At 32.0% G+C, this 26,268-nt stretch carries 23 protein-coding genes and 2 pseudogenes; 22 read left to right on the plus strand and 3 right to left on the minus strand.

Features of this window, described 5'->3' with window-relative positions; genetic code table 11:
* Window positions 1-238: 238 nt before the first annotated feature.
* From BQ4446_RS08810 to BQ4446_RS03705, 6 genes and pseudogenes are all read left to right on the plus strand, one after another.
* A pseudogene (locus BQ4446_RS08810) lies at window positions 239-511 on the plus strand (ISL3 family transposase); the annotation flags it as partial.
* A 60-nt stretch (window positions 512-571) separates the two neighbouring features.
* The gene (locus BQ4446_RS08815) at window positions 572-1,000 is read left to right on the plus strand and encodes a transposase (RefSeq protein WP_418008173.1); all 429 of its coding nucleotides are present in this window, start codon (window positions 572-574) and stop codon (window positions 998-1,000) included.
* Window positions 1,001-1,319: 319 nt separating this feature from the next.
* Window positions 1,320-4,682, plus strand: a complete 3,363-nt coding sequence (locus BQ4446_RS03690; protein ID WP_071026754.1) for an InlB B-repeat-containing protein — start codon at window positions 1,320-1,322, stop codon at window positions 4,680-4,682.
* A 246-nt stretch (window positions 4,683-4,928) separates the two neighbouring features.
* A pseudogene (gene tnpA, locus BQ4446_RS03695) lies at window positions 4,929-5,401 on the plus strand (IS200/IS605 family transposase).
* Between the two features lie 191 nt (window positions 5,402-5,592).
* A complete protein-coding gene (locus BQ4446_RS03700; RefSeq protein WP_071026756.1) occupies window positions 5,593-5,919 on the plus strand; it encodes a cupin domain-containing protein in 327 nt (108 codons plus the stop codon).
* Between the two features lie 108 nt (window positions 5,920-6,027).
* Window positions 6,028-6,855 carry an exodeoxyribonuclease III gene (locus BQ4446_RS03705; protein ID WP_071026758.1) on the plus strand — a complete coding sequence of 276 codons (828 nt, stop codon included), beginning with the start codon at window positions 6,028-6,030 and terminating at the stop codon, window positions 6,853-6,855.
* Between the two features lie 158 nt (window positions 6,856-7,013).
* Here BQ4446_RS03705 and BQ4446_RS03710 read toward each other — a convergent pair whose 3' ends face one another.
* Window positions 7,014-7,853 carry an ABC transporter permease subunit gene (locus BQ4446_RS03710; RefSeq protein ID WP_071026760.1) on the minus strand — a complete coding sequence of 280 codons (840 nt, stop codon included), beginning with the start codon at window positions 7,851-7,853 and terminating at the stop codon, window positions 7,014-7,016.
* A 2-nt stretch (window positions 7,854-7,855) separates the two neighbouring features.
* Window positions 7,856-9,184: an ATP-binding cassette domain-containing protein gene (locus tag BQ4446_RS03715; protein WP_071026762.1), complete on the minus strand. Its 1,329-nt coding sequence runs from the start codon at window positions 9,182-9,184 to the stop codon at window positions 7,856-7,858.
* Between the two features lie 211 nt (window positions 9,185-9,395).
* Here BQ4446_RS03715 and ychF point away from each other — a divergent pair, with 211 nt between their 5' ends.
* From ychF to BQ4446_RS03790, 15 genes are all read left to right on the plus strand, one after another.
* Window positions 9,396-10,490 carry a redox-regulated ATPase YchF gene (gene ychF / locus BQ4446_RS03720; protein WP_071026764.1) on the plus strand — a complete coding sequence of 365 codons (1,095 nt, stop codon included), beginning with the start codon at window positions 9,396-9,398 and terminating at the stop codon, window positions 10,488-10,490.
* 22 nt (window positions 10,491-10,512) lie between these two features.
* On the plus strand, window positions 10,513-11,331 hold the full coding sequence (locus BQ4446_RS03725) for an HAD-IIB family hydrolase (protein WP_071026766.1): 819 nt from the start codon (window positions 10,513-10,515) through the stop codon (window positions 11,329-11,331).
* A gap of 4 nt (window positions 11,332-11,335) precedes the next feature.
* Window positions 11,336-12,169 (plus strand): ribosome biogenesis GTPase YlqF, encoded by an 834-nt coding sequence (gene ylqF / locus BQ4446_RS03730; RefSeq protein WP_071026768.1) that lies wholly within the window; start codon window positions 11,336-11,338, stop codon window positions 12,167-12,169.
* Window positions 12,166-12,783 (plus strand): ribonuclease HII, encoded by a 618-nt coding sequence (locus BQ4446_RS03735; protein ID WP_071026769.1) that lies wholly within the window; start codon window positions 12,166-12,168, stop codon window positions 12,781-12,783. Before ylqF ends, BQ4446_RS03735 begins: the two co-directional genes overlap by 4 nt.
* Complete coding sequence (locus BQ4446_RS03740) at window positions 12,777-13,136, plus strand: YraN family protein (protein ID WP_071026771.1); 360 nt, start codon at window positions 12,777-12,779, stop codon at window positions 13,134-13,136. The genes BQ4446_RS03735 and BQ4446_RS03740 overlap by 7 nt, the downstream gene beginning before the upstream one ends.
* A gap of 146 nt (window positions 13,137-13,282) precedes the next feature.
* Window positions 13,283-14,038, plus strand: a complete 756-nt coding sequence (sufC, locus tag BQ4446_RS03745; protein WP_071026773.1) for a Fe-S cluster assembly ATPase SufC — start codon at window positions 13,283-13,285, stop codon at window positions 14,036-14,038.
* Complete coding sequence (gene sufB, locus BQ4446_RS03750; RefSeq protein WP_071026774.1) at window positions 14,031-15,443, plus strand: Fe-S cluster assembly protein SufB; 1,413 nt, start codon at window positions 14,031-14,033, stop codon at window positions 15,441-15,443. The genes sufC and sufB overlap by 8 nt, the downstream gene beginning before the upstream one ends.
* Window positions 15,444-15,452: 9 nt before the next feature.
* A complete protein-coding gene (locus BQ4446_RS03755) occupies window positions 15,453-16,502 on the plus strand; it encodes a SufB/SufD family protein (protein WP_071026776.1) in 1,050 nt (349 codons plus the stop codon).
* 1 nt (window position 16,503) lies between these two features.
* Window positions 16,504-17,745, plus strand: coding sequence for a SufS family cysteine desulfurase (locus BQ4446_RS03760; RefSeq protein WP_071026778.1), 1,242 nt, complete (start codon window positions 16,504-16,506; stop codon window positions 17,743-17,745).
* On the plus strand, window positions 17,735-18,187 hold the full coding sequence (gene sufU / locus BQ4446_RS03765) for a Fe-S cluster assembly sulfur transfer protein SufU (RefSeq protein ID WP_071026780.1): 453 nt from the start codon (window positions 17,735-17,737) through the stop codon (window positions 18,185-18,187). Before BQ4446_RS03760 ends, sufU begins: the two co-directional genes overlap by 11 nt.
* 10 nt (window positions 18,188-18,197) lie before the next feature.
* On the plus strand, window positions 18,198-18,593 hold the full coding sequence (locus tag BQ4446_RS03770) for an RrF2 family transcriptional regulator (protein WP_071026782.1): 396 nt from the start codon (window positions 18,198-18,200) through the stop codon (window positions 18,591-18,593).
* 19 nt (window positions 18,594-18,612) lie between these two features.
* A complete protein-coding gene (locus tag BQ4446_RS03775) occupies window positions 18,613-19,734 on the plus strand; it encodes a cysteine desulfurase family protein (RefSeq protein ID WP_071026784.1) in 1,122 nt (373 codons plus the stop codon).
* On the plus strand, window positions 19,734-21,014 hold the full coding sequence (locus BQ4446_RS03780) for an AI-2E family transporter (RefSeq protein WP_071026786.1): 1,281 nt from the start codon (window positions 19,734-19,736) through the stop codon (window positions 21,012-21,014). The genes BQ4446_RS03775 and BQ4446_RS03780 overlap by 1 nt, the downstream gene beginning before the upstream one ends.
* A gap of 53 nt (window positions 21,015-21,067) precedes the next feature.
* Window positions 21,068-22,303, plus strand: coding sequence for an aminopeptidase (locus tag BQ4446_RS03785; protein ID WP_071026788.1), 1,236 nt, complete (start codon window positions 21,068-21,070; stop codon window positions 22,301-22,303).
* Window positions 22,304-22,312: 9 nt separating this feature from the next.
* Window positions 22,313-23,272: a C-terminal binding protein gene (locus BQ4446_RS03790; RefSeq protein ID WP_083329028.1), complete on the plus strand. Its 960-nt coding sequence runs from the start codon at window positions 22,313-22,315 to the stop codon at window positions 23,270-23,272.
* A 66-nt stretch (window positions 23,273-23,338) separates the two neighbouring features.
* Here the strand turns inward: BQ4446_RS03790 and BQ4446_RS03795 are convergent, their stop codons facing one another.
* The gene (locus BQ4446_RS03795) at window positions 23,339-23,968 is read right to left on the minus strand and encodes a helix-hairpin-helix domain-containing protein (protein WP_071026790.1); all 630 of its coding nucleotides are present in this window, start codon (window positions 23,966-23,968) and stop codon (window positions 23,339-23,341) included.
* A gap of 183 nt (window positions 23,969-24,151) precedes the next feature.
* Between BQ4446_RS03795 and fusA the strand changes: the two genes are divergently transcribed.
* Window positions 24,152-26,224 carry an elongation factor G gene (fusA, locus tag BQ4446_RS03800; RefSeq protein WP_071026792.1) on the plus strand — a complete coding sequence of 691 codons (2,073 nt, stop codon included), beginning with the start codon at window positions 24,152-24,154 and terminating at the stop codon, window positions 26,222-26,224.
* Window positions 26,225-26,268: the final 44 nt, after the last annotated feature.

Raw genomic sequence — 26,268 nt, forward strand, 5'->3', positions numbered from 1 at the left:
TAACGAGTCTCCCCAATATTTGACATAGAGCCAAAATAAATAAAATTATAAAATCAATGAACCCCCTAGATTCTTGTGAGAATTAGGGGGTTTATAAATTTAAAATAAAAGGGACTATAATAAATAGTGTTGGTGAAAAATCATCAGCACTATTTTTGTATGGATATGTATAAAAAATAGACGTAGAAATCACATTCCTATAAAATATAGTTGCTAGCAAATACCAAGGGGTGATTCTATGTCTATTAATAATTATATAAAAGACTTGTTGAACATTAAAGATAAAAATATAGTAATTGATACTGAAAATATTATTGTCAAGAAAATTAAGTATATAGATACTAAATTTATTTATGGAAAATCAACTTACAATCCAAAGGGTTGCCCATGTTGCGGTCATGTTAATGAATCCTTTAATATTATCAAATATGGTAGTAAAACTTGTAAGATTAAACTTCCTAGTATTTCTAATATACCGACTATTCTTTTTTTAAAAAAACAAAGATTTCTATGCAAAGAGTGCGGTTCTACTTTTAGTGCTAAAACCGATATAGTTAGTGAGTTTTCTAATATTTCTAATGATGTTAAAAGAAAGATTGCTATAGATCTTACCAAAATTTCATCCTTTAAGTCTATTGCAGAGTCTAATGATGTTAGCCCTAATACCATTTTTAGAGTTTTTAAAGAATGGAATAAATCCTTTAAACAGGATTTTTCTTATCTTCCACCTATACTATCCATAGACGAATTTAAGCCTGATGAGTTTGGCGAAATATACAACAAAATTAAGACGGCGATAAGTACAGCTATCAAACATTTAGAAAAGATTAAGAATACTTTAAATACTAATTACAACAATGGAAAAATTGAAGGTATTAACAACAAGATTAAAGTTATTAAGAGAGTTTCATATGGCTATCGTTCTTTTGATAATTTTAGATTGAGAGTTTTTTTATGTTTTTATCATAAAAAAATATATGGTTTAAGCCCTAAGACATAAACCATATATCATTAATTTTTAACCACTAACACTATTAGACAAAGAACCCAAGATAAAAAAACCTTTGCATTTTCTAAATCTATATGTATAATGAAAATACCAATAAAAATCTATTAAAATCTATTAAAAAACACAAAAATTATCATACCTAGCAAATAAAAATTTTATTTGTATATCAAGAAAAAATTTTGCAGACTTTTTAAGCTATAAATTTTAAAGTGAGAAAAAATTCACTTCTAAAAACGAAAGAGTAAAAAGTTACAGAAGAAAAGAAAAAGTCCTTTTCAAAGCAAATAATTGATAAAGGAGTGATAATAAGATGTATCTACTTAAAAAGAAATTAGGTACAAAGTTTTGGATAATGTTACTTGCCTTAACAATCTTAATATCTGCATTTGCTATGCCTGTTTTTGCAGCTGGTCAGTCGAAAGAACCAATGCCACCTGCAAAGCAAGAAGAAACATTAAAGAGTGCACCTATAAGCCTTAAGGAAATTGAGGAACCCATACCTAATCCCCAATACCAATATTATCTAAATCACAAAGAGGAATTTACTTATGGCTACATACCACCAAAGTATATCTTTCCTCAAGAAAAGACAAGAAATATTAGGACTAGAGCCGCAAGCCCAGTTGCTAACATCAGAAAATATGATTCCAGAAGCAGTGATACAAAAGAAAATCACTTTGGCAGAAATGTCATAACTCCACGAAAAAATCAATTTAACACAGGGACCTGTTGGGCACAAGCCAACTTAGCAGTAGTAGAATCACTATTAAAAATTAATTTAAACCAAGACTATGATTTATCAGAAGGTCACATGGCATATAATATTGATGATCACACAGATCTTCAATCAGGTGGAAATGACGAAGATGTACTAGCTTATTGTGCGAGACTTGCTGGTCCTGTACTAGAATCCAATTTTCCAGCATACACCATTGATGAAACCAATCCAAAAGACAAAACATACAAGGAATTTGATCCATCAAGAGCTAATTTATTGCCAGTTGGTGAAAGAGATACCTTTAAAATATTGGGCGATGCCTTTAATAAGAAGCTAGATGTTTTCGTCCCTAAAACTTTGGAGTTAGACCTAACACTTGAGAATTTAAAGAAATGTATATATGAAAATGGCTCAGTACCAGCGTCATACTTTATAACCTATGATGGATATAATAAATTTGTTCTTGGGAATAAACCGTGGGATGGACCGATAGTTAAAACTATGGGAGTACGTTATCACTATATTAACTCCAGTCCAGGCAGTAAAACGATGATTACAAATCATGCAGTCGAACTAATTGGATGGGATGATGACATGAAGATCACCAATAGTAAGGAAGAGACGGCTACAGGTGCTTTTTTAGTTAAAAATTCAATTCCTGCTCCGCCCTTTAATCCTTACGATGATTTCAGAGGCTACCACTGGATTTCCTATGAATCATTTTTAGGCAATGGAGATATTGTTCCATCATTTAAAAAGATTATTACGCCAAGAGATGCTAGGCTTATGAGCCAAGATGAACGAAAAAATTTAAAAAATGTATATAATACTGGTAAAACTTCATACCTTCGAGAAGCAAATATAAAAGGAAACTTAAATAAAGCTATAAATATTTATGAAAGAAGTAATAATGAGCCTGAAACTATCAAGTATTTAACTTATTATAATGTTTCAGATGGACCAGCCTCATATAAAATATTTATAACTGAAGATAAAGACATTTTGAAAGGACATAAAACTACTTTCGCAAATGGGACTCAAGGAGAAACACTTGAAGATATCCAAAGTGATAAGTGGGTAGCCTTAGCTAGTGGCACCTTTACAGAAAAGGGATACAATACATTAGAAGTAACAAAACCATTTACTTTAACTAGTGACAAATTTGCCCTAAAGATAGAGATAGAATCAAAAAAAATAGGACTTGCCTATAAAAGTTGGAGTGAAGGTGAAAAAGTACCCACCATTTCATATAGATACAATGATGAAAATGCAGACCCATTTTTCGAAAAAATTCGAGATTTATACTGCCTTTTCCTTGGAACTGTAACAGTTAAAGCTAATGAATACACAGTAACTGTAACTAAGGATGGTAATGGAACAGCAACAGCAGACCTAACCAAAGGACCAAAAGGAACAAAGGTAACCTTAAAAGCAGAGCCAAACCAAGGGTATGAATTTGACAAATGGGAAGTAGAAGGAGCAAGAGTAGCAGATCCACAAGCATCTGAAACAATCCTGACTATAGGAGAAGGAAATGCAAGTGCAAAAGCAATCTTCAAAGAAATAGCACCTACAGAATACACAGTAAGCTTTGAAACAGCCTATGGAACAAAACCAGAAGACCAAAAAATAAAAGAAAACGGGAAAGCCACAGCGCCACAAGGATACGAAAAAGACATAACAGAAATCCTAAACAATGCAAGTGGCAAGACCTATGTATTCAAAGGCTGGTTTATAGGCACAGAAGAATATAACTTTGAAACAGAAGTAAAAGAAGACAAAAAACTAACAGCAAAATGGGAAGAAAAAATAATCCCAATAGCAGAATACACAGTAACCGTAAGCTCAGATACTAATGGAACAGCAACAGCAGACCTAGCCAAAGGACCAAAGGGGACAAAGGTAACCTTAACAGCAGTTCCAAACCAAGGATATGAATTTGACAAATGGGAAGTAGAAGGAGCAATAGTAGCAGACCCGCAAGCACCTACAACTACCCTAACCCTTGGAGAGGAAAATGTAAGTGCAAAAGCAATCTTCAAAGAAGTCTTAAAAAAGATTCTTGATGTAGAAGATGACAAAATAGAAGATCCTTCAACCACCGGTTATATAAAATTTGTATTTGACGCAAGAAGCTTTGGCCAAATAGCTGGCAAAGGAAAAGTAGCATTTGAAGTATTGAAGGGAACAAGTTTTAAGGACCCAGATCTTCAAAAGAAAATAAAAGAAGAAGTAGAAGGAAAACTAAAATCTGGAGATAAAGAATTTATGGGATGGTCACCACAAATCACAAAAGATGCCAGCAATGTAGAAGAAGGTGCAATAGATGACAAAAGAATTTACGCAGCACTCTATAAAGGAAATACACCTCCAGACCCATCTATTCCTAAACCTCAAGATCCACAACCACAAATACCAAGAAAAGACCACAATGATTATTACGAATATGAATACTATCCTTTCTACAAGAGATATAATGAAGACCTATTTAAATTACTAGACACTAATTCAAAGATACCTGCCTATGTAAGTGAAAAAACCATTAAGCAACTCTTTTTAAAAATTGGTGATAAAGAATATAGGGACAATTTAGGCAACAAATACCAGCTAGAAGTGGCACCTATAATCAAAAACGATAGGACCCTCATACCAGCAAGGGCAGTAGCAGAAATCTTGGGAACAAAAGTTGCTTGGGATAATAAAACAAGGACAGCAAGCTTTAGCAAGGGAGGTCTAGTGGCAAAAATCCAAATAGACGGAAATAAAATAGTCTTAAGCAATGGAAGGACCATAGAAATGGATTCAAAACCCCTTAACATAGAAGGGAGAATACTCATTTCTTTAACAAATTTAGCCAATGCCCTTGGCATAGACAATGGAAATATTAAAGATGGAATAAATCAAACCATAGAATGGGATGACCAAAACAAGACCGTAATAATCAATCTAAGCTGACACAAAACCATAAGCGTTGCTCACAAGATGAGCGAAAAAAGTTATAAGCCTTTATTTAAGGGCGAGATGAAAGTATCTTAGAGACTCGTATAAACGAGTCTCTATTTTTTGTACGTTTTAGCATGAATAAACCACCAGCTATGCTGGTGGTAGGAAAACAAGCTTTAGCTTCAAGCAAAAAACCTCCCGTGATAAACTAAGTATGTTACAGGCAGTAGCATAAATAGAAAAGGGAGGTATCCTAAAATGGATAAAAACAGTTTATCACATACATCATGGAATTGTAAGTATCACATAGTATTTGCTCCGAAATACAGGAGACAAGTAATATATGGAAGATTAAAACAAGATATTGGAAAAATATTAATAGACTTATGTGAGAGAAAAGGAATAAACATAATAGAAGCAGAATGTTGTCCAGACCATATTCATATATTGTTGGAAATCCCACCAAAATATAGCATATCTCAAACAATGGGATATTTAAAAGGGAAAAGTATCCTGATAATATTTGATAGGCACGCAAACTTAAAATATAAATATGGAAATAGACATTTTTGGCGCAGAGGATATTATGTAGATACAGCAGGAAAGAATGCGAAAAAGATACAAGAATATAAAAAAATCAATTAAAAGAAGATTACATAGCAGATCAAATAAGTATTAAAGAATTTGTATACCCGTTTACGGGTGAGCAAGTAAACAAAAGCAAAAAATAAGGTGCTTTAGCATCAGCTGTGAAAATTGGTGCGCGAGAAAGAAAGTTCAAAGCATGGAATGCTGCCGGTAACAGCCCCTTATAGGGGCAAAACAAACCACCGGCTAAGCCGGTGGTTATGATTGCTTAAGCAACTATTTTTTTATTCTTTTTGTTAAGATGAATGTATAAATAACTATAAGGAGGTTTTCCATGAAAAATTTAGATGAGGGAAAAATCATAGATATTAAATCATTTTTAGATTACAAGGAAGGTGAAATTACAAATTTAGAGCTTGCAAATAATGATGGTCTAAAACTTATAATGATGGCCTTTGACAAGGAGACGGGACTTAAACCTCATGCGGCTCCAGGTGATACTCTTCTTCTTGCCCTAGAAGGAAAGGCAAAAATTTTAGTAGGCGATAATGAATTTATCATAAGTGAAGGAGAAGAGATTGTTCTTATCATGGGAATTATTCATAATGTTACAAGCCAAGGCAAATTTAAAATGCTTTTGATTTTGGAAAAAGAAAATTAAATTGCATATTTAAGTTTTTTGCAATTTTAATTTTAGGGCTTAATATTTAGTTTAAAGGGAAATTTTTGTTATAATAAAATAAGACAAGTTATAGAAAGGAAGATTATAATGAAAATTATTTCGTGGAACATTGACTCTTTAAATGCCGCCCTAACTTCTGATTCAAATAGGGCACTTTTAACAAGAGAAATTTTATATAATTTAAAAAATGAAGAACCAGATATTATTGCCATTCAGGAAACAAAACTTCCTATGGGCGGTCCTTCAAAAAAACACAAGGAAATTTTAGATGAAAATTTCAAGGACTATGACTATGCATGGCTAACTTCTAAAGAGCCAGCAAGAAAAGGCTATGCAGGCACTATGTTTTTATACAAAAAATCCATCACTCCAGACATAACTTATCCTGTCATTGGAGCGCCTACAACAATGGATTTTGAAGGAAGAATAATTACAATGGAAATGGAAAATTTTTATTTAATAAATGTCTACACCCCAAATGCAGGTAGCGATTTAAAAAGACTTTCCGACAGGCAAATTTGGGACGAAAAATTTGCAGATTATCTTTGCAAGCTAAATGAAAAAAAACCAGTAATTGCAACAGGAGATTTTAATGTTGCCCATAGGGAAATTGATCTTGCTCACCCTGACACAAATCATTTTTCAGCTGGATTTACTGACGAAGAAAGGCAAGGATTTTCCAATTTACTGGCAAGGGGATTTATAGATACATTTAGATTAATTCATGGCGATGTTTTGGGATCTTATACCTGGTGGGCCCAAAGAGTTAAGACTTCAAAAATAAATAATTCAGGATGGAGAATTGATTATTTTATAGTTTCGAATTCTCTTAAGGACAAGATAATAAAATCAGAAATGATTGATTCTGGACAAAGGCAAGACCATGCCCCAATACTTTTAGAAATAAAAGAATAATAATAATTTAAAGAGCAAGGACCGATTTTTTTTGGTCCTTGAATTTTTATTATTACTATTTAAAAAAAGGGGACTTCCCATTAAAGTGGAACGTCCCTATTATTTTTAACTATCTCTGCAATTTTAAAAGTGATTTTTCAGTTCTTAAATTTTTATAATTAGTATTTCAATTCCTTTGAGCCATATACAAGATAGGTAAGGATTATAAAGACTATAAAGATTACAAGATTTAAACCTAAACCAACTAAATTTAAATTACTAGAAATAAAGGAGTAGGGTTTAAATACTTCATTTGGGAAGAAGCTAACTGCTTTTAAAAATCCTCCGCCAACTGCCTTAGCAATTACTGTTAAAAGAATTATTAAGAATATAAATAAAGTTGCAATGGCATCTTGGTGAAGTGATTGCCATGAGCAGGTTGAAATAAAAAATCCAATTGCCATAAAGACAAGACCGCCGCCTAAAAGGCTTATAAATATTCTTAAAATTGCTTCTAATACGTCAAAGTTTGAAAAGTTTGAGATATATTCTGCATTTATTCCCACAGCTTTAATGGCATAGATAAAGCCAAAAGTTGCAAGGCTTAAAAATATAAGTAGGAAAATATAAATTATTGTATCGGCAATTAATTTTCCTGTAACAATTTCTGATTTTGAAATTGGATTTGAATATATATAGGATATATTTCCGCTTGCTTGTTCCTTTGAAAGAGAAGATGCACCAATTTGCATAGCGAACATAAATACTAAAATTCCAATATAATAATATATTAGAGCTATATATTCACTAATATTTGTTAAGTCAAAACCGTCTTCAATTCCTAAAATATTTCTTGTTACATCACCCATAGAAAAAATTAAGGATTCAGTAATATTTGTCATTTGCGGTTCAACTAAAAGAGGGAAGAAAGCTGTCATAAGACCAAGTAAAATTACTATAACTATGGTCCAAGCTATTAATTTCCCAAAATTATTTTTAAGTTCCATTGAAAATATCATCTTTAATCTCTCCCTTCATCTGAAGCAATATTGATTTTTCCTGATTTTTTTATAAAAATCGCATTATCATTTGAATTGCCTTCGGCATTTTCATTAATAATTATATTTTTTTTTGTTTCATCCTTTTGGGAGTTATCAAAGGATTCTTCTTTAAAAATTTCAGCATTTTTATCTTGGCTAATAACAGAATCTTGTCCAGTAATTATTTCTGTTTTTAAATTTTCATCTTCAGTTTTTTTATCTTTCTCAACAAAAAGCTCAGCCTTATTTTCTTTGTCTGCATAATTTTCGCTTTCCACAACTTTAATTTCATTAATTTTTGTGTCAGATAAATCATCCTTAAGGTCCATTGTTTTTTCAAGATCAGGTTTTTTATCTAAGTTTTTATTAAGTCCTATATCTTTTTTTGGTCTTAACTTATTTTTTTCTTCAGTTCTTCTGTGGGGAACTTCTTTACCATTATTGTAATATGCCAAAAGTTTATCTTCCAAAGAAGCATTTTCCAAAGAATAGTTATCAAGTCTTTCATCATAAATCACATGGGAAAGTTTTTGAAGGTCCCCGTCATAATAAAGGGTTGTTTCAATATCTGTATCCCTAACAAGTCTTGCGCCAGCATCTGTGAAATAGGAAAGATTACCCCTATAATTATAAATTCTTAAAATTTTGTCATAGGACGGCTTTTCATTATTATATTCTACATCCATAACCCTACCATTATAAAGATAGGCAATTCTCTTAGAATATTTTTTTGCATCTATTAAAGAATTTGTGAGCAGAAATATTGTTGTTCCTTCGCCCCTATTTAAGTTTACAAGTTGACTAAAAAGTAAATCTTTATCATCTTCTGTCAAAAATTCTTCAGGAGAATCTAAAATAAGAAGCCTTGGTTTCACAATTAAAGCATTTATTATTTGGAAAAGTTTCTTTTCCCTATCAGTCATTTCACCAAATTTTAATCTATCATCAAAGTCAAAGTACCTGCATAAAACATCAACATCTTCCAAACTCTTTAAGTTGTGAGAAGACAGGGTTTTTTTGAAAATATTTATAGCCTTTTGATTGTCGGGAATAAAAAAATCTGAACTTACAAGGCTGACACTTTCCTTTATTTCTTTAGATTCCTTAAAACAATCCATATCATATATATAAGAGTTTCCTTTATTTACCTTTAAAAATCCCATAAGAATTTTTGCAAGAGTTGTTTTTCCAGAATCTTTTGTGCCTAGTAGAGAATAAAATTCACCGTCCATAATTTCAAGATTTAATGAATCAAAAACTATTTTTCGACCTATTCTCTTTTCTAAATCATTTATAACAATGGCACTCAAATTATTCACCTCTTTTTTAATCATTAATATCATTATACAATATTAAAGATTTAATTAAAAGAGCTTAAATATTAAGAAAGACTTTGAAAAATTTTATCTATTTTTAATTTTCTCTTAAAATTTTTTTATAATTAATTTTAATGGAGAGGCTCTTGAGCTTTAATAAAATTTATTTTATATGATATAATAATTTTAATTTAGGAGTGATCATATGAAACTTGGAATAGTTGGACTGCCAAATGTGGGCAAGTCAACTTTATTTAATGCCTTAACTCATGCAGGGGCTGAAGTTGCAAATTATCCCTTTGCAACAATTGAGCCTAATGTTGGAGTTGTAAATGTGCCTGATGAAAGGCTTAAAGTTTTGGCAAAACTTTCTAATTCTGGAAAAATTGTTTATACAAATATAGAATTTTATGACATTGCTGGTCTTGTTAAGGGAGCAAGCAAGGGTGAAGGTCTTGGCAATCAATTTCTTTCAAATATTCGTGAAGTTGATGCTATTGTCCATGTTGTAAGATGTTTTAAAGATGAAAATATTATTCACGTTGACGGTTCAATTGATCCCATTCGTGACATTGAAAATATTAATTTGGAGCTTATTTTTTCAGACCTTGAACAAATTGAAAAAAGGCTTGGAAGAATTACTAAACAAATTAAGGGCGACAAATCTTTAAAAGCTGAAATGGATCTTTTAATTAAATTAAAGGAATCTCTTGAAAAGGAAATTCCAGCAAGGACTGTGGCCTTAAATGATGAAGAAGAAAAAATCATAAAAAATTTTGCTCTGCTAAGTTCAAAGCCCGTTATTTTTGTGGCAAATGTAAATGAAGATGATGCAAAAAATGACGGTGCATCAAATGAAATGGTTCAAAAAGTTAAGGAATATGCAAAAAAATTAGGTGATGAAACTTGTGTAATATCCTGTGAAATAGAAGCTGAAATTGCAGAGCTTTCAGAAGAAGAAAAGGAAGAATTTTTAAAGGAACTTGGATTTTCAGAATCAGGTCTTGATAAGTTAATAAAATCATCCTATAAACTTTTAGGCCTAATTTCTTTTTTAACAACAGGAGAAATGGAATCGAGAGCCTGGACCATTAAAAAGGGAACAAAAGCACCAGAAGCTGCAGGAAAAATTCACTCTGATATGGAAAGGGGATTTATTAAAGCTGACACAATTTCCTATGAAGATTTAGTTTCTGCTGGCTCAACGGCAGCCGCTCGTGACAAGGGCCTTATTAGAAGTGAAGGAAAAGAATATGTTATAAAAGACGGAGATGTTGTTGTATTTAAATTTAATGTATAAAATTTAAATTATAGGAGAAAAGATGTATAAATTAGTGTCCATGGATTTAGATGAAACACTTTTAACTAGAGATAAGAAGATGAGTCCAGATTTCCCAGCCTTTGTAGAAGAACTAAAGGAAAAAAATATTATTCCCATTGTGGCAACGGGTAGAGAATTTACAACTGCTAAAAAATTTGTGGGAGATGTGGATATAGATTTAATTTGCAATAATGGAAATTTAATTAGAAATTCTAAACATGGGGACATACTTTATGTAAATCCCATTTCTTTTGAAGATTTAAGAAGGGTTATGGATTTAGATAAAGAAAAAGTTTTAAGTTGCGTTCTTCATGTTACTGGGCAAAAGGGAGTAGACCTTGCCTTTCCTGATAGAAAAACAAGGACTCTTGACAAGCATTATGCCAATCATTTTGCAGGAAGAATTAGGGAGGTAGATTCTATTGAAGATTTAAAATCAAAAGTTTTATCCATAGTCTTTACCGGAGATGACCAAAGGCTTTTTAAACTCTATGAAATTTTAAAGGAAAATATTTCAGAAGATTTTAATCTTCACCTAATGTCTATGCAATCCCACAAGGGATATATGCTTGAAGTTCTTCAAAAAAACGGGGACAAATTTGTGGGAGTTAGCATTTATTGTGAGAAGAAAAATATTGATTTAAAGGATATTATTGCCATTGGAGATGATTCTAACGACAGAAATTTAATTGCTAATGCTGGCTTTGGAATTGCCATGAAAAATGGAGTTCAGGCCGTAAAGGATGTGGCAAAATTAATTTCTAAAAAAGACAACAACCATAATGGAGCAATAGAAATTTTAAGAGAAGTTTTGTGGTGATAAGATGAATATTAATTGGTATCCCGGCCACATGAAAAAAACTATTGAAGACCTAGAAAAGAAAAAAGGTCTTGTAGATTTTGTAATTGAAATAATTGACGGGAGAATTCCCCTATCTAGCAGAAATCCTCTACTAGAAAAAGTTTTAGAGGGCAAGAAAAAACTTATAATTTTTAATAAGTCAGACCTTGCAGATGAAAAAGAAAACGACAAGTGGATAAATTTTTTGATAAAAGATGAGGTTTCCGTTTTAAAATATAATTCTCAAAGGCCAAACCCCGTATCTGTTACTTCCTATGCAGAAAAATTAATGGCTGATGAAATAAAAAAATATGAATCAAGGGGAGTAAATCATGGGCCTTTAAGGGCAATGGTTGTGGGCATACCCAACGTTGGAAAGTCAACTTTTATTAATGGAATTATAGGAAAAAAATCTGCAAAAACTGGCAATAGACCTGGAATTACAAAGACGAACCAGTGGATAAGATTAAATGAAGGGCTTCATCTTTTGGATACACCGGGAGTTTTGTGGCAAAAATTTCCTGAAGATATTGGTTTAAATCTAGCCTTAACTGGATCTATTAAAGATGAAATTATGGATAGGGAAAGTCTATCCCTAAAATTAATTGAGAAATTAAACGCCATTGATAAAAATATTTTAATAAATAGATATAAAATTGAAAATAATGGAAAGCCCTTAGAAGTTTTAGATGAAATCGGCAGAAAAAGAGGAGCTCTTTTAAGGGGCGGACTTATTGATTATGAAAAAACCTCAGGAATTTTGCTTGATGAATTTAGGAAGGGCCTTCTTGGAAGGATAAGTTTGGAGACAGTATGACTTTTGAAAATTTTGAAAAAGATTATAGGGAAAAGGGATCTAAATTAATTGCAGGAGTAGATGAAGTTGGAAGAGGCTGTCTTTTTGGTGATGTTCTATCCTGCGCCATAATTATGAAAGAAGATTCAAATATTGAAGGAATTAATGATTCAAAAAAAATAACTGCCAACAAGAGAAAAAAACTCTATTTTCAGATATTAGAAGATAGTCTTGCAGTAGGAATTGGAAGGGCAAATTCAAAGGAAATTGACAAACTAAATATTAAAATGGCAACCCACCTTTCTATGGTCCGTGCCATTGAAAATTTAAGAAATTCAAAGGGTGAAGTCGTTACTCCTGATCTTGTTTTAATTGATGCCGAAAGGATTGAAACAAATATTTTTCAGCACTCCATAATAAAGGGCGATGAAAATTGCTATTCCATTGCCTGTGCATCAATAATTGCAAAAGTCTATAGAGATAATTTATGCCTAAAGTGGGCAGAAATGTATCCAGGTTATGGAATTGAAAGACATAAGGGTTACGGGACAAAACTTCACAGAGAGCTTTTGAAAAAACTAGGTCCAAGCCCCATGCATAGAATGAGTTTTTTGAAAAATTTGGAAAGATGGTAATGAATAATAAAGATTTGGGAAATTTTGGCGAAACTTTGGCGACAAAATTTTTAGAAGACAAAAATTATAAAATATTAGATAGAAATTATAGGGCCCTCGGAACTGAAATTGATATTATTGCAAAAGATAAGGACGAACTTTGTTTTGTTGAAGTTAAAACAAGAAGGTCCCATAAATTTGGCGATGCCTATGAGGCTGTTGATGAAATAAAAATGCAAAATATTATTCAAACGGCAAGAGCTTATATCTATAAAAATAATTTATACGACATCCAAGTTCGTTTCGACATAATCGAAGTTTATATTAGGGAAGGCAAAATTAATCATATTGAAAATGCCTTCTCTTTAATTTAGTTTCATGAAATGTAAAAAAATTTATAAATTTATAAATAAGAATATTAAAAATCATAGAATTGTGGTATCATTATAATAAATATCTGAGTAAATTACTATGATTTATTTTTTGAAAAGAATAATATTTTGAAAATATAGGAGGAATTATGGCAAAAGAATTATTAAGAGTGGAAAATTTAAGTGCCGGAGTTGAAGGTAAGGAAATTTTAAAAAATATAAATCTTACAATCAAGTATGGAGAAGTACATGTAATTATGGGACCAAATGGATCAGGGAAGTCAACTCTTGCAAATGTCATTATGGCAAACCCTGTTTATGAAGTTACTAGCGGAAAAATCTTTTTAGATGGGGAAGATATTACAGAACTTTCTACTGACAAGAGGGCTAATAAGGGGTTATTTATGTCCTTCCAAAGTCCAGAAGAAGTTCCTGGAATTTCAGTGGAAAATTTTATTAGAACTGCAAAAATAAATAAGGAAGATAAAAATATTCCCATTATAAAATTTAAAAAACAAATTGAAGAAGAAATGCAGGAATTAAAAATGGATTCTTCATATGCTGAAAGATATTTAAATGTAGGATTTTCTGGTGGGGAAAAGAAAAAAACAGAAATTTTGCAAATGCTTATGCTAAATCCAAAACTTGCCATGCTTGATGAAACAGATTCAGGTCTTGATGTTGATGCAACAAGAATTGTTTCCCAAGGCATAGAAAGGTTTTTGTCAAAAGATAATGCCGTATTTATTATCACTCACCATCAAGAACTTGTGAGAAATGTTGTGCCTGACTTTGTTCACGTTATTGTTGATGGAAGAATTGTTAAAGAAGGCGATGCTTCACTTGTTGGAAAAATTGAAAGTGAAGGTTTTGGTTGGATTAGAGATGAGGCTTTAAATGACTAAAAAAGAAAGAACTTATGTGGAAGAAATGGATAGGGGTGTCTATGATATAAAAAACCCCTTTGAATATAGGAGTAAAACAGAAAAGGGACTTACTGAAGAAATAGTTAGACAAATTTCTAAAGAAAAAAATGAACCAGAATGGATGCTTAACTATAGACTTGAAGCTCTTAAAAATTTTAATGAAATAGATAATCCCATTTGGGGACCGGATCTTTCTGAAGTTGATATAAATGATATTACAACTTATATTAGACCAGATGCCGATTTAAGTGATAATTGGAATAAGGTGCCCAAAGAAATAAGAGATACTTTTGATAAGCTGGGTATTCCAGAAGCCGAAAAGAAAGAATTTTTGTCAGGTGTTGGTGCCCAATATGATAGTGAAGTTGTTTACCATTCAATTCAAAAATATTTAAGGGACCAAGGAGTAATTTATACAGATTTTGAATCAGGTTTAAGAGAATATCCTGAAATTGTTAAAAAATATTTTGGCAAGTGTATAAAACCATCCCTTCATAAATATGCAGCTCTTCACTATGCAGTTTGGAGTGGCGGATCTTTTGTTTACGTTCCAAAGGGAGTTAATGTTGATATTCCGCTGCAATCTTATTTTAGGTTAAATGCACCAGGGGCAGGACAATTTGAGCACACTTTAATTATTATTGAAGAGGGAGCTTATTGCCATTTTATTGAAGGCTGCTCAGCCCCAAGATATAATGTTGTAAATATTCATGCCGGTGCTGTTGAACTTTTTATTGCAGAAAATGCAACTTTAAGATATTCAACAATTGAAAACTGGTCAAGAAATATGTATAACTTAAATACTAAAAGAGCAATTGTAGAAAAAAATGGAAAAATAGAGTGGATTTCTGGATCCTTTGGTTCAAAAGTTTCTATGCTGTATCCAAGCTCCATATTAAAAGGAGAAGGATCTTCCAGTGAATTTACAGGCATTTCCTTTGCAGGGCCAGGACAAAATCTTGACACAGGAGCTCAAGTTGTTCATCTTGCTCCTCATACAAATTCAGTAATAAATACAAAATCTATTTCAAAAGGTGGAGGAATTGCAGTTTATAGAGGTCTAGTAGAATTTTCAGAAGATGCAATAAATTCTAAAAACTCTACATCTTGCGAGTCCCTAATGCTTGATGAAGAATCAAGATCAGATACAATCCCAACAATAAGAGTTCATAATAAGGAAGTCGATATTGGACATGAAGCGAAAATTGGAAAGATTTCAGATGGGGTTATATTTTATTTAATGACAAGAGGCCTAAGCGAAGAAGATGCAAAACAAATGGTGGTTCGTGGATTTGCAGAGCCTATTGCCAAAGAACTTCCTATGGAATATGCAGTTGAAATGAATAATCTTATAAATCTGGAACTTGTTGGAGCAATTGGGTAAGGTGAAAAGATGAAAAAAATAATAGGAAATGAATTAGCTTTTAAAACTTTTTCTTGGATGAAGGTTAATGATGTGGAAATTACTGTGCCGGAAATTGGCAAAGACCTTATTCCCTATCCTTCATCAGAAAAGCATGTAAGACATTTAAAAGAATTTGACAATTTAAGATATGGCGTTTCTAAAGAGGCCCTTGAACTCAATAGAAAGGATATGAATTTATATAGAATTTATGAAGCAATTGGCGGCGAAGATATTAAATTTAAACCCTGCTATTTTAAAACAGATGATGAAAATGTAAATTTAGTGGACTTGCAAGACATTATTGCACATGAAGATTCTAAGATTAAAGTATTTTTAGATTATTATTCAGAAGGAAACAAGGAAAAGTTTAGAAATACAGTTATTAGAATTTTAGCTGAAAAAAATGCAGAGGTAGAACTTTTTGTTATCCAAAGAGAAGGTCCTGAATCTAAAAGCCTTGAATCAATAGGCATTTATTGCCATGACGGGGCAAAAGTTCATGTAAGCCAATATGAAATTGGTGCAGGAAAATTATATTTAAATTATAAGTGTGAGCTGAAGGGAAAAGAGAGCCAGTCTTATGTAGATTCAGTTTATTTTGGCAAAGGTGATGAAGAATTAAATATTTATTATGAAATGACGCACTTAGGAGAAAAGACAAAAAGTGATATTCTAGTTAATGGAGCCTTAAAGGACAGGGCCTTTAAAAACTTTAAATCGAACCTTGACTTTAAGGAAGGCTGCAATGATGCAGTGGGAAGCGAAGAAGAATATACAGTCCTTTTAAGTGATGATGTTCATTCACTTTCAGTTCCCCTAATGCTTGCACATGAAGATGACATTGAAGGAAATCATGCATCAAGTGCTGGAAAAATTGATCCTGATATTTTATTTTATATTATGTCAAGGGGCATAAGCTATGAAGATGCAGAAGCTTTAATCATAGAATCAAAATTTTCAGGAGCCATAGACAAATTAATGGATGAAGAATTGGAAGAAGAAGTTTGGAATTCTATTAAGAAAATAATTACGAGGTAGTATGTTTACTAAAAAAGAAATTGAAGAAATAAGAAGAGAATATCCCTACTTAAATTTAAGGGTTAATGATCACAATTTAATATATTTCGACAATGCAGCCACAACTCAAAAACCCCAAAGGGTTATTGACGATATTTTGAAATTTTATAGGGAAGAAAATGGAAATCCCCACAGGGGAGCCCACTATTTAGCAGTTAAGGCAACTACAGCCTATGAAGGGGCAAGAGAAAGTGTCAGAAAATTTATAAATGCAAAAAGCTCAAATGAAATAGTTTTTGTTAGAAATGCAACAGAAGCCCTAAATCTTTTGGCCTATTCCTATGGTATGAATAAAATTAATGAAGGGGACGAAATTTTAATTTCCATTATGGAACACCATTCAAATTTGGTGCCCTGGCAATTAGTTTCTAAAAAAAGAGGGGCAAAACTTAAATATTTATATCTTGATGAAGAACAAAATATCCCATTTGAAGAAGTTAAAAATAAAGTAAATGAAAATACAAAAATTTTTTCCCTAAGTCTTGCTTCAAATGTTGTGGGAACAATGCCTGAAATTAAAAAAATTATTGACTATGTAAGAAAAAATTCAAAGGCCATAATTATTTTAGACGGAGCACAATATGTGCCCCACAACAAAATTGATGTAAGGGATCTTGACTGCGACTTTATGGCGTTTTCTGGTCACAAAATGTATTCTGCAACGGGCATTGGAGTTTTATATGGCAAGGAAAAACTTCTAAATGATTTAGATGTATTTTTGTCAGGTGGAGATATGATTGAATATGTTTATGAAGACAAGACAACTTTTTTACCTTCGCCCCAAAGATTTGAAGCAGGAACTCAAAATGTGGAAGGTGCTGTAAATCTTGCAAGTGCCATAAGATATATAGATGAACTTGGCATAGATAATATAAGAGAATATGAAGGATATTTAACTGACTATTGTTATGAAAAGATTAAAAAATTTGACTTTTTAGATGTCTACACAACAAGTAATAAAAATAGGGCACCTGTAATTACTTTTAATTTTAAGGAAATTCATCCCCATGATGCCTCATCTATTTTAGATTCTTATGGCATAGCAATAAGAAGCGGTCACCACTGTGCTCAGCCCCTTCATAGATTTTTAGGCTGTAATTTTTCATGCAGGGCATCTTTTGCAGTCTATAACACAACTGAAGAAATTGATTATTTTATAAATCATTTGACAGATGTAAGGAGGTTGTTAGGATTTGGATCTTAAACAAATATATACGCAAATGGTTATGGAAGAAAGCAGGAGCACGAGAAATAAAAGAGATTTAGAAAATCCAACTCATAAAGAACTTGGTCACAATCCCTCTTGTGGAGATGAAATAACTTTGCAACTTGATGTGGAAGATGAAAAAATTAAAGATATTTCCTATACGGGAAACGGTTGTGCAATTTCGCAGGCATCAACATCAATTATGTGCGATACTGTTAAGGGAATGGAAGTAAAGAAAACAATAGAACTTGCAGATAAATTTATAGCAATGATAAAGGGTGAAATTAGGGATGAAAATGAACTTGAAGATTTGGGAGACGGCATAGCCTTTATAAATATTAGGAATATGCCGGCTAGAGTAAAATGTGCCGTCCTTGCATGGTACACCCTAAAAGATATTTTAGTAAATGACAAGAAAGAAGGTTCTTTTACACCCTAAGGAGGTAAGAATGAGGCTATCAACAAAGGGAAGATATGGACTCATGGCTATGTATAGATTAAGAGAAAGTTATGGCAAAGGCCCTCTCTCTTTAAAGGACATAGCAAATATGGAAAATTTATCAGAAGCATATTTGGAACAGCTTTTTTCACTCTTGAAAAAAAGTGGGCTTGTAAAATCTATTAGAGGAGCAGGAGGAGGCTATGAATTGACAAGAGAACCAAAAAAAATTGGAATTGGTGAAATAATAAATTCTCTTGAAGGGGAAATTGAACTTTCCTGCTGTGCTACAAATCAAAGACTTAATTGCACAAAAATAAATGCCTGTGCAACAAAAGATATTTTATTTAAGCTCCAAAATAGAATGGAAGAAGTTATGGATTCCCTAACACTTGAAGATATGTGAGGCGATATTTATTATTTACATGGATAATGCCGCCACAACAAAAATTAAGGACAAGGTACTTGAAGCGATGCTGCCATATTTAAAGGATAATTATGGTAATCCCTCAAGTATTTATAGTCTTGGACAAAAATCAAAGGCGGCAATTGAAAATTCAAGAGAAAAAATTGCAGCATTTTTATCTTGCAAGCCTTCTGAAATTTATTTTACTTCAGGAGGCACAGAGTCAGACAATTGGGCTCTTAAAAATCTATTGAAAAATTCACCTAAAAATCATATAATTACATCACAAATAGAACATGAAGCAATTTTAAAGTCTGCAAAATTTATGGAAGAAATGGGCAATAGAGTTGATTATATTTCCGTTGACCATGAAGGTTTTGTAAGTTTAAAAGAACTTGAAGAAAAAATTTCAAAAGATACTAATTTAGTTTCCATAATGGAGGCCAACAATGAAGTTGGAACTTTGGAGCCTACTTGTGAAATAGAAAAAATTTGCCAAAAGTATGGCGTTCCCCTTCATATAGATGCAGTTCAGGCTCTTGGGAATATTCCCATAGATTTATCTAAGAGAAATGTTTCTATGATGTCCTTTTCAGGCCATAAAATTGGAGCCCCAAAGGGAATTGGGATTTTATATGTAAATGAAAATTATAAGATTAATTCCTTTATAGATGGCGGAGATCAGGAGAGAAAAAAAAGGGCATCAACTGAAAATGTAGCATCAATTGTTGGACTAGGAGCAGCTTTTGAAGAATTAAATGACAATTTTGAAGAGAGGATTTTATATACGAAAAAACTTAGGGACTATATTATTGATGAGCTTTTAAAAATGGATGGGGTAAAATTAAATGGACCTAGAGAAAAAAGGCTTGTTACCAATATAAATATTTCCTTTGAAAATATGAAAAGTCAGGTTCTATTGCCTTTTTTAGATTTTAATGATATATGTGCGTCACAGGCATCTGCCTGCCAGGCGGGAAGTATTGATCCTTCTCATGTGCTGCTTGCCATGGGAAGATCAAGGCAGGAGGCCCTAAATCCTCTAAGACTTTCCATAAATTATAAAAATACAAAAGAAGAAGCTGAATATGTCCTTGAAATTTTAAATAAGGCCCAAAAAAAATTTAAAGCGGTGGTTTAATGATAAAAGATATTTCAGGAAACACACAAAGGTTTGTAAATTATGCCTTTATAATTCTTGCAATAATCCTTCTATCCCTAATGATTTATTACTTAATAAATATTGGCAACAGGTATATTGAAGGGGATAAGAGAATAAAAATCAATTTAAAATTAATATTAAAGGTCTTTATTGGCATAGTTATTTTTTATCTACTGACAATAATTTTTGAAAAATATACTATCCTTGGTTATACCTTATGGTCGTTAATCATTGGAGTTATTTTTGCCTATATTATTGACCCTCTTGTCAATTATTTTGAAAGAAAGGGAATTAGAAGGCCCTTTGGTGTTATTATTGTCTATATTAGTGCCTTTATTATATTTTCTATTTTACTTTTCACAGTAATACCAAAAACAATAAATGAAATTACAAATTTATTGGCTTCAATACCAAATATTGTGGACTCTATTTCAAGGAATTTAAATAAATTTCTTATAAATATTATGGATAGGTATAATATTAAATTGCCTGATAATTTTCTTAATATGTTTAATAATACTATGCAAAATCCTGGACCAGCAAATGAAGCTCAAGACCCCATTAGCAAGATTTTTAGCTCTATAAATACAACCGTTATAAATATTTTAGATAAAATTGAAAAGTCTGCTCTGGAAACTTTAAGAAATACAGTTCTAAAATTATATGGGCTTTTGACATCAACCTTAAAGATTGTTTTAATCTTATTATTTTCCTTTTACTTTTCAATTGACAAGGAAAAATATTTATCATTTTTCAAAAAAACTGTGCCCAACAAATATAGGTCAGATGTAAATTATTTGGCAAAGAGAATTGATACGGCCCTGCAATTATTTATTAGGGGAAGACTTTTGCTCGCCCTTTTTGTTGGCTTTGCAACAATGGTTTATCTTTTAGTTTTAAAGGTGGACTTTGCAATTGTCATTGGTATTATTACCTGCATTGCAGATATTATTCCCTATATAGGACCGCTTTTTGGGTTTATTCCAGCAGTTTTATTTGCCTTTATGGATGCACCGATAAAGGCTCTTTGGGTTTCAATTCTTTTCATTTCAATTCAGTGGATTGAAAATAATATTTTGGCACCAAAATTAATTGGCGAATCAACAGGCTTAAATCCTCTTACAGTTTTAGTTTCAATTGTAATTGGAGGAGGAGTTTTTGGAGTTTGGGGAATGGTTGTTTCAGTTCCCATTGTGTCCATTTTAATAATCCTATTTGACTTTTATAAGATAAAATACAATGAAGATAAATTAAATTAAATTAAAATTTGACGGTTTAAGTTTTTTAAACCGTTTTTCTTTAGGAGGAAAAAATGAATTTAGAAATTATGTTTGAAAAATATGCAGAACTTATCATAGACTGTGCCTTAAAAGTAAAAAAAGACGATATTTTAGTCATAAGATCGCCCATAGAAAGTGCTGAGCTTGCAAGAGCCATGGCAAAAAAAGCCTATGAGCTCGGTGCTAAAAAAGTTAAAATTGACTATAGGGACGAAAAATTTAGCCGCTTAAGATTTAACTATGAAAGTGAAGAAATTTTGTCTGACATCCAAAAATTTGAAGTGGATAAGGAAAATTATTTTATAGATAATAAGGCTAAATATCTTTCAATTACTGGCGGCAATCCCTATAATTTAAAGGGCATCGATTCTAAAAAAATAATTGCAGCAAATGCAGCATCAGGAAAGGCCTTTAAAGATTTTTCAGAAAAACTTATGGCAAATTATACATCTTGGTGCGTAATTGGAGCGGCAATGCCTTCTTGGGCAAAAATTGTCTTTCCGGACCTTTCGGAAGAGGAGGGTACAGAAAAACTTTGGGAGGAAATTTTTTATTCCATGAGGCTTTTTGATGAAAATCCAAAAAAATCTATGGAAATTCATGTGAATAATCTTAAAAAATATTCAGACTTTTTAAATTCCCATAATTTTAAATATCTTTATTATAAATCAAAAAAGGGAACTGATTTAAAAGTGCAGCTGCCAGAAAACTATATTTTTAATGGTTCAAGTGAAAAAAATTCTTATGGTGAAGAGTTTATAGCAAATGTCCCAAGCGAAGAGGTCTTTTCTCTTCCCCACAAATATGGGGTAAATGGAATTATCTACAACACAAAACCCTTAAACAATGGTGGGTCCTTAATCGATGATTTTTATTTAAAATTTAAGGATGGAAAAGTAATAGAATTTGATGCCAAAAAAGGCTATGAAGAATTAAAGGGTATTTTGGAAAGTGATGAGGGTTCAAAAAGACTTGGTGAAGTTGCCCTTGTGCCCTTTGATAGTCCGATTTCTAATAGAAATATTTTATTTTATAACACCCTTTATGATGAAAATGCTTCCTGCCATTTTGCCCTTGGAAAGGCCTACCCAACTTGTATAAGAAATGGCGAAGACCTTGATCCCAAAAATTATGACAAAATTGGCATTAATGATTCAATAGTCCATGTTGATTTTATGGTTGGTGATGAGTCAACAGAAATAATTGGTGAAGATTATAATGGAAATAAAATACAAATCTTTAAAAATGGAAATTTTGCCATAGATTAAGAGTAAGATATGATTAAAATCTATCAAATTACAGAAGATTGCAATAAGGATACAATTAAAAATTCTCTTGAGGGAGAATTTGAATATTTTTATTTGCCCTGCAAAAGCGAGGAAGGAATAATCCAAAAGTGTCGTGATGCCGATGTTTTAATTTCTATATACGAGCCCATTACAAAAAAGGTTATGGATGAACTTAAAAATTTAAAATATATAGCCTTGGGATCTATTGGCTATAATATGGTGGATGCAGAGTATGCGGCAAGAAAAAATATTTTACTTTCAAATAATCCAGCTTATTGCATAGAAGAAGTTGCAGACCACACAATGGCCTTAATTTTAAATTTGCTTAGAAGAATTTCGATTTTTAATAAAAGTGTTAAGGAAGATAAAATTTGGGACTATAATCTTTTGGGCAATTCTTTAAGAAGAATTTCATCTTTAAAGGCAGGAATTATTGGCTTTGGTTCAATTGGAAGGCTACTTGCAAAAAGACTAAAGGCCTTTGATTCTACAGTTTATGCCTATGATCCCTATGTGGCAGATGAAGTTTTTAAAAGCGCAGGAGTCCTTAAGGCAAATTTAGAAGATATTGAAAAAAATTGCGACATTATTTCAATTCATCTGCCGCTTTTAGAAGAAACATATAATATTATTGATAGGGATTTTTTAAATAAATTGGAAAAAAAGCCAATTTTAATTAATTGCAGCAGGGGAGGACTAATTGACCAAGAGGATCTTGAAGAGGCCCTGGAAAAAAATCTTATCACAGGCCTTGGACTTGATGTTTTAGCAGATGAGAATCCAGATTTGGCTAGTCTTAAGTTTTTAAAAAATGAAAATCTAATAATTACTCCTCACGTGGCCTTTTATTCAAGAGAATCTATTGAAGAGGCAGATTCAAATGTAGGAAAATATATTTCATCTTTTATGAAAAATGATTTTAAAAATATACCTCTTATAGGTAAATGATTTAAGATTTATATTAGCATAGTAAAAAGCCCTTGGTTTTTCCAAGGGTAATTTTTTTAAAGAAATTTATCTTACGCAAATATAGTTTTTTAGTTTTTCATATTTTTTGTCGCCAATACCTTCAATATTTTTTAAATCCTCTGGGGACTTAAATGTAAATTTTTCTCTATAGTCTAAAATTTTTTGGGAAGTTTTTTCACCAACTCCTGGAAGGGTCATTAGTTCTTCTTTTGATGCATTGTTTAAATCGACTGAGCCTTCAGCCTTAGAAATTATTCCCATCATTTGACTCTCACTTTCTCCAGCATCTGCTGAAGGATTTTCTCCAATTTTTGGTATGTAAATTTTATCTTCATCTGAAAGTTTCCTTGCAAGATTTACCTTGTCAAGATCTGCCTCATCTGTTGCTCCGCCAGTTTTTTCAATTGCATCTACAAGTCTATCGCCTGATTTTAATTTTACAAGGCCAGGATTTTTTACTTCCCCTGCAATATGGACATAAATTTCCTTATCTTCATCTACTTGGGAAGAGTTTTCAAAAGTCATTTCATTAGAAAGACCAGTTTCTTGATTTTCTGCATAAAAATCGGGATCAATATATTTTTCAGAATTTTTTGAATTGTAGGCAAGGTAGCCCCCTAAAATTATTAGAAGGAGGACCACAAGATATTTTGAATTTTTATTGATATAATCCATATTTACCTCTCAAGTTAAGTTAATTATAGCATAAGAAAAAGTTATCCGCTTATAATTTTAATCTAAAATTTTCTATGGATTTTTCAAGGGTTTTTTCAAAAAAATCACTTATCTATTCAAATAAAGGAATTTATGGTATAATTAACAAAACGCTTTCAAATTTATACATATAGGAGGAAGGCTATGAAAGTTTATAAAACTGAAAATGTTAGAAATTTAGCATTAGTTGGGCATTCCGGATCTGGAAAGACAAATTTAACTGAAGCAATGCTTTTCCAAAGTGGAGCCACAAAAAAATTAGGAAATGTAACTGACAAAAATACTTTTTCAGATTTTTCTAAGGAAGAAATGGAAAGAGGAACTTCAATTGGAACTTCAATAATTCCTGTAGAGTGGAGGAATTTTAAGGTTAATATTATAGATACTCCAGGATATATGGATTTTTCTGGAGAAGCTATGGGAGCTTTGAGGGCCAGTGAAGCTGCTCTTATGGTTGTGGATGCAACAAAGGGCATTGAAGTTGGAACTGAAAGAATGTGGAAATACACAGAAAAAATTGGACTTCCAAGAATTATTTTCGTAAATAAAATTGATGGCGAAAATGTTAATTTTAGAAAATTAATGGAAGATTTAGAGGCTTCTTTCGGTAAAAAAGTTATTCCGTTTTCTGTACCTATTGGCGAAGGAGAAAATTTTGTTGGTGTTACTGATGTAATTTACCAAAAGGGTTTTAAATATGAAAAAGGTGCTCCTGCAGAAGCAGAATTAACTCACGATCAAGTAAAGGCAACTGAAAGAATGTATGAAGAAATTGCAGAAGTTGTTGCCGGATCTGATGAAGTTTTAATGGAAAAATATTTTGCAGGTGAAAAATTTACTCGTGAAGATTTATTAAGAGGAGTGACAACAGCCCTTCTTGAAGGCGATGCAGTTCCCCTGCTTGTAGGAAGCGGCGAAAAGGGAATAGGCATTGATATTTTATTAAATACAATTATTAATTATATGCCAGCTCCTGACGATCCAAGAGCTCACCTTGGCTTTAGATATGAAGATGGAGAAGAAAGAAATATTTCTGAAAAAGAACCCTTTGCTGCAGTTGTTTTTAAAACTGTTACAGACCCCTTTGTTGGAAAAATTTCAATTTTTAAAGTTATTAGTGGAAAATTAACGAAAGATGTTCAGTTATATAATGCCAGCCAAGATGAAGCTGAAAAACTTGGCGGAGTTTATGTAATTAGAGGTAAAAGTCAAATTGAAGTCCCTGAAATTTATGCTGGTGATATTGGAGCAACAACAAAACTTCAAATTACAGTTACTGGCGACACTCTTTGCACAAAAGATCATCTTGTTAAATATAAAAAATTAAAATATCAATCACCAGTTTTATTCTATGCCATAGAACCAAAAACTAAGGGTGATGAAGAAAAACTTTCAACATCTTTAAAAAGACTTAGAGAAGAAGATCCATCCTTTGTAATTGAAAGAAATCCAGAAACAAAACAGTTAACTATTGGAGGACTTGGTCAAGTTCAACTTGATGTTATTCTTGAAAAATTAAAGAATATGTTTGGCGTTGAAGTTGTCAAAGTTCCGTTCATCATTCCCTATAGGGAAACAATTAAAAAGGCAGCTTCTGTTCAAGGTAAGCATAAAAAACAATCAGGCGGTGCCGGTCAATATGGTGACGTTTGGGTAAGATTTGAACCATGTGAAGAAGATTTTATATTTGACGAAGAAGTTTTTGGCGGCTCTGTTCCGAAAAATTATTTTCCAGCTGTTGAAAAGGGAATTATAGAATCAAAGGAACATGGAGTTTTGGCAGGTTATCCTGTAACAAATTTCAAGGCAGTTTTATATGATGGATCTTACCATGATGTAGATTCAAATGAAATGTCCTTTAAAATTGCTGCATCACTTGCCTTTAAAAAGGGAATGGAAGAAGCAGGTTCCGTTCTTTTGGAACCAATTATGAAAGTTGAAGTTTCAATTCCTGATTCTTATCTAGGCGATGTTATGGGAGATATGAATAAAAGACGTGGAAGAATTTTGGGCATGGACCAACAATCTGATGGTACACAATTATTAATTGCCGAAGCACCACAAGCTGAAATGTTTGAATATTCAATTGACCTAAGGGCCATGACTCAAGGCAGAGGAACTTTTTCAATGGAATTTATAAGATATGAAGAAGTGCCTGCAAATATTGCCGGTAAAGTTATAGAAAACGCAAAGGCAGACAAGGAAAAAGAATCATAAAAAAATTTTTAAAGCCCCAAGTGGATTTCACTTAGGGCTTATTT

Origin of the sequence: Peptoniphilus raoultii (assembly GCF_900099555.1) — a bacterium.
GTDB lineage: Bacteria > Bacillota > Clostridia > Tissierellales > Peptoniphilaceae > Peptoniphilus_A > Peptoniphilus_A raoultii.

What these genes read in the sequence shown, in the direction of transcription:
- ylqF (WP_071026768.1), top strand. Translation starts at nt 11,336, where the DNA reads ATGAATATTAATTGGTATCCCGGCCACATGAAAAAAACTATTGAAGAC.
- BQ4446_RS03770 (WP_071026782.1), top strand. Translation starts at nt 18,198, where the DNA reads ATGAGGCTATCAACAAAGGGAAGATATGGACTCATGGCTATGTATAGA.
- BQ4446_RS03755 (WP_071026776.1), top strand. Translation starts at nt 15,453, where the DNA reads ATGAAAAAAATAATAGGAAATGAATTAGCTTTTAAAACTTTTTCTTGG.
- BQ4446_RS03790 (WP_083329028.1), top strand. Translation starts at nt 22,313, where the DNA reads ATGATTAAAATCTATCAAATTACAGAAGATTGCAATAAGGATACAATT.
- BQ4446_RS03780 (WP_071026786.1), top strand. Translation starts at nt 19,734, where the DNA reads ATGATAAAAGATATTTCAGGAAACACACAAAGGTTTGTAAATTATGCC.
- BQ4446_RS03795 (WP_071026790.1), bottom strand. Translation starts at nt 23,968, where the DNA reads ATGGATTATATCAATAAAAATTCAAAATATCTTGTGGTCCTCCTTCTA.
- sufB (WP_071026774.1), top strand. Translation starts at nt 14,031, where the DNA reads ATGACTAAAAAAGAAAGAACTTATGTGGAAGAAATGGATAGGGGTGTC.
- BQ4446_RS03725 (WP_071026766.1), top strand. Translation starts at nt 10,513, where the DNA reads ATGTATAAATTAGTGTCCATGGATTTAGATGAAACACTTTTAACTAGA.
- BQ4446_RS03760 (WP_071026778.1), top strand. Translation starts at nt 16,504, where the DNA reads ATGTTTACTAAAAAAGAAATTGAAGAAATAAGAAGAGAATATCCCTAC.
- ychF (WP_071026764.1), top strand. Translation starts at nt 9,396, where the DNA reads ATGAAACTTGGAATAGTTGGACTGCCAAATGTGGGCAAGTCAACTTTA.
- BQ4446_RS03740 (WP_071026771.1), top strand. Translation starts at nt 12,777, where the DNA reads ATGGTAATGAATAATAAAGATTTGGGAAATTTTGGCGAAACTTTGGCG.
- BQ4446_RS03785 (WP_071026788.1), top strand. Translation starts at nt 21,068, where the DNA reads ATGAATTTAGAAATTATGTTTGAAAAATATGCAGAACTTATCATAGAC.
- sufC (WP_071026773.1), top strand. Translation starts at nt 13,283, where the DNA reads ATGGCAAAAGAATTATTAAGAGTGGAAAATTTAAGTGCCGGAGTTGAA.
- BQ4446_RS03705 (WP_071026758.1), top strand. Translation starts at nt 6,028, where the DNA reads ATGAAAATTATTTCGTGGAACATTGACTCTTTAAATGCCGCCCTAACT.
- BQ4446_RS03710 (WP_071026760.1), bottom strand. Translation starts at nt 7,853, where the DNA reads ATGATATTTTCAATGGAACTTAAAAATAATTTTGGGAAATTAATAGCT.
- BQ4446_RS03775 (WP_071026784.1), top strand. Translation starts at nt 18,613, where the DNA reads ATGGATAATGCCGCCACAACAAAAATTAAGGACAAGGTACTTGAAGCG.
- BQ4446_RS03700 (WP_071026756.1), top strand. Translation starts at nt 5,593, where the DNA reads ATGAAAAATTTAGATGAGGGAAAAATCATAGATATTAAATCATTTTTA.
- fusA (WP_071026792.1), top strand. Translation starts at nt 24,152, where the DNA reads ATGAAAGTTTATAAAACTGAAAATGTTAGAAATTTAGCATTAGTTGGG.
- BQ4446_RS03735 (WP_071026769.1), top strand. Translation starts at nt 12,166, where the DNA reads ATGACTTTTGAAAATTTTGAAAAAGATTATAGGGAAAAGGGATCTAAA.
- BQ4446_RS03690 (WP_071026754.1), top strand. Translation starts at nt 1,320, where the DNA reads ATGTATCTACTTAAAAAGAAATTAGGTACAAAGTTTTGGATAATGTTA.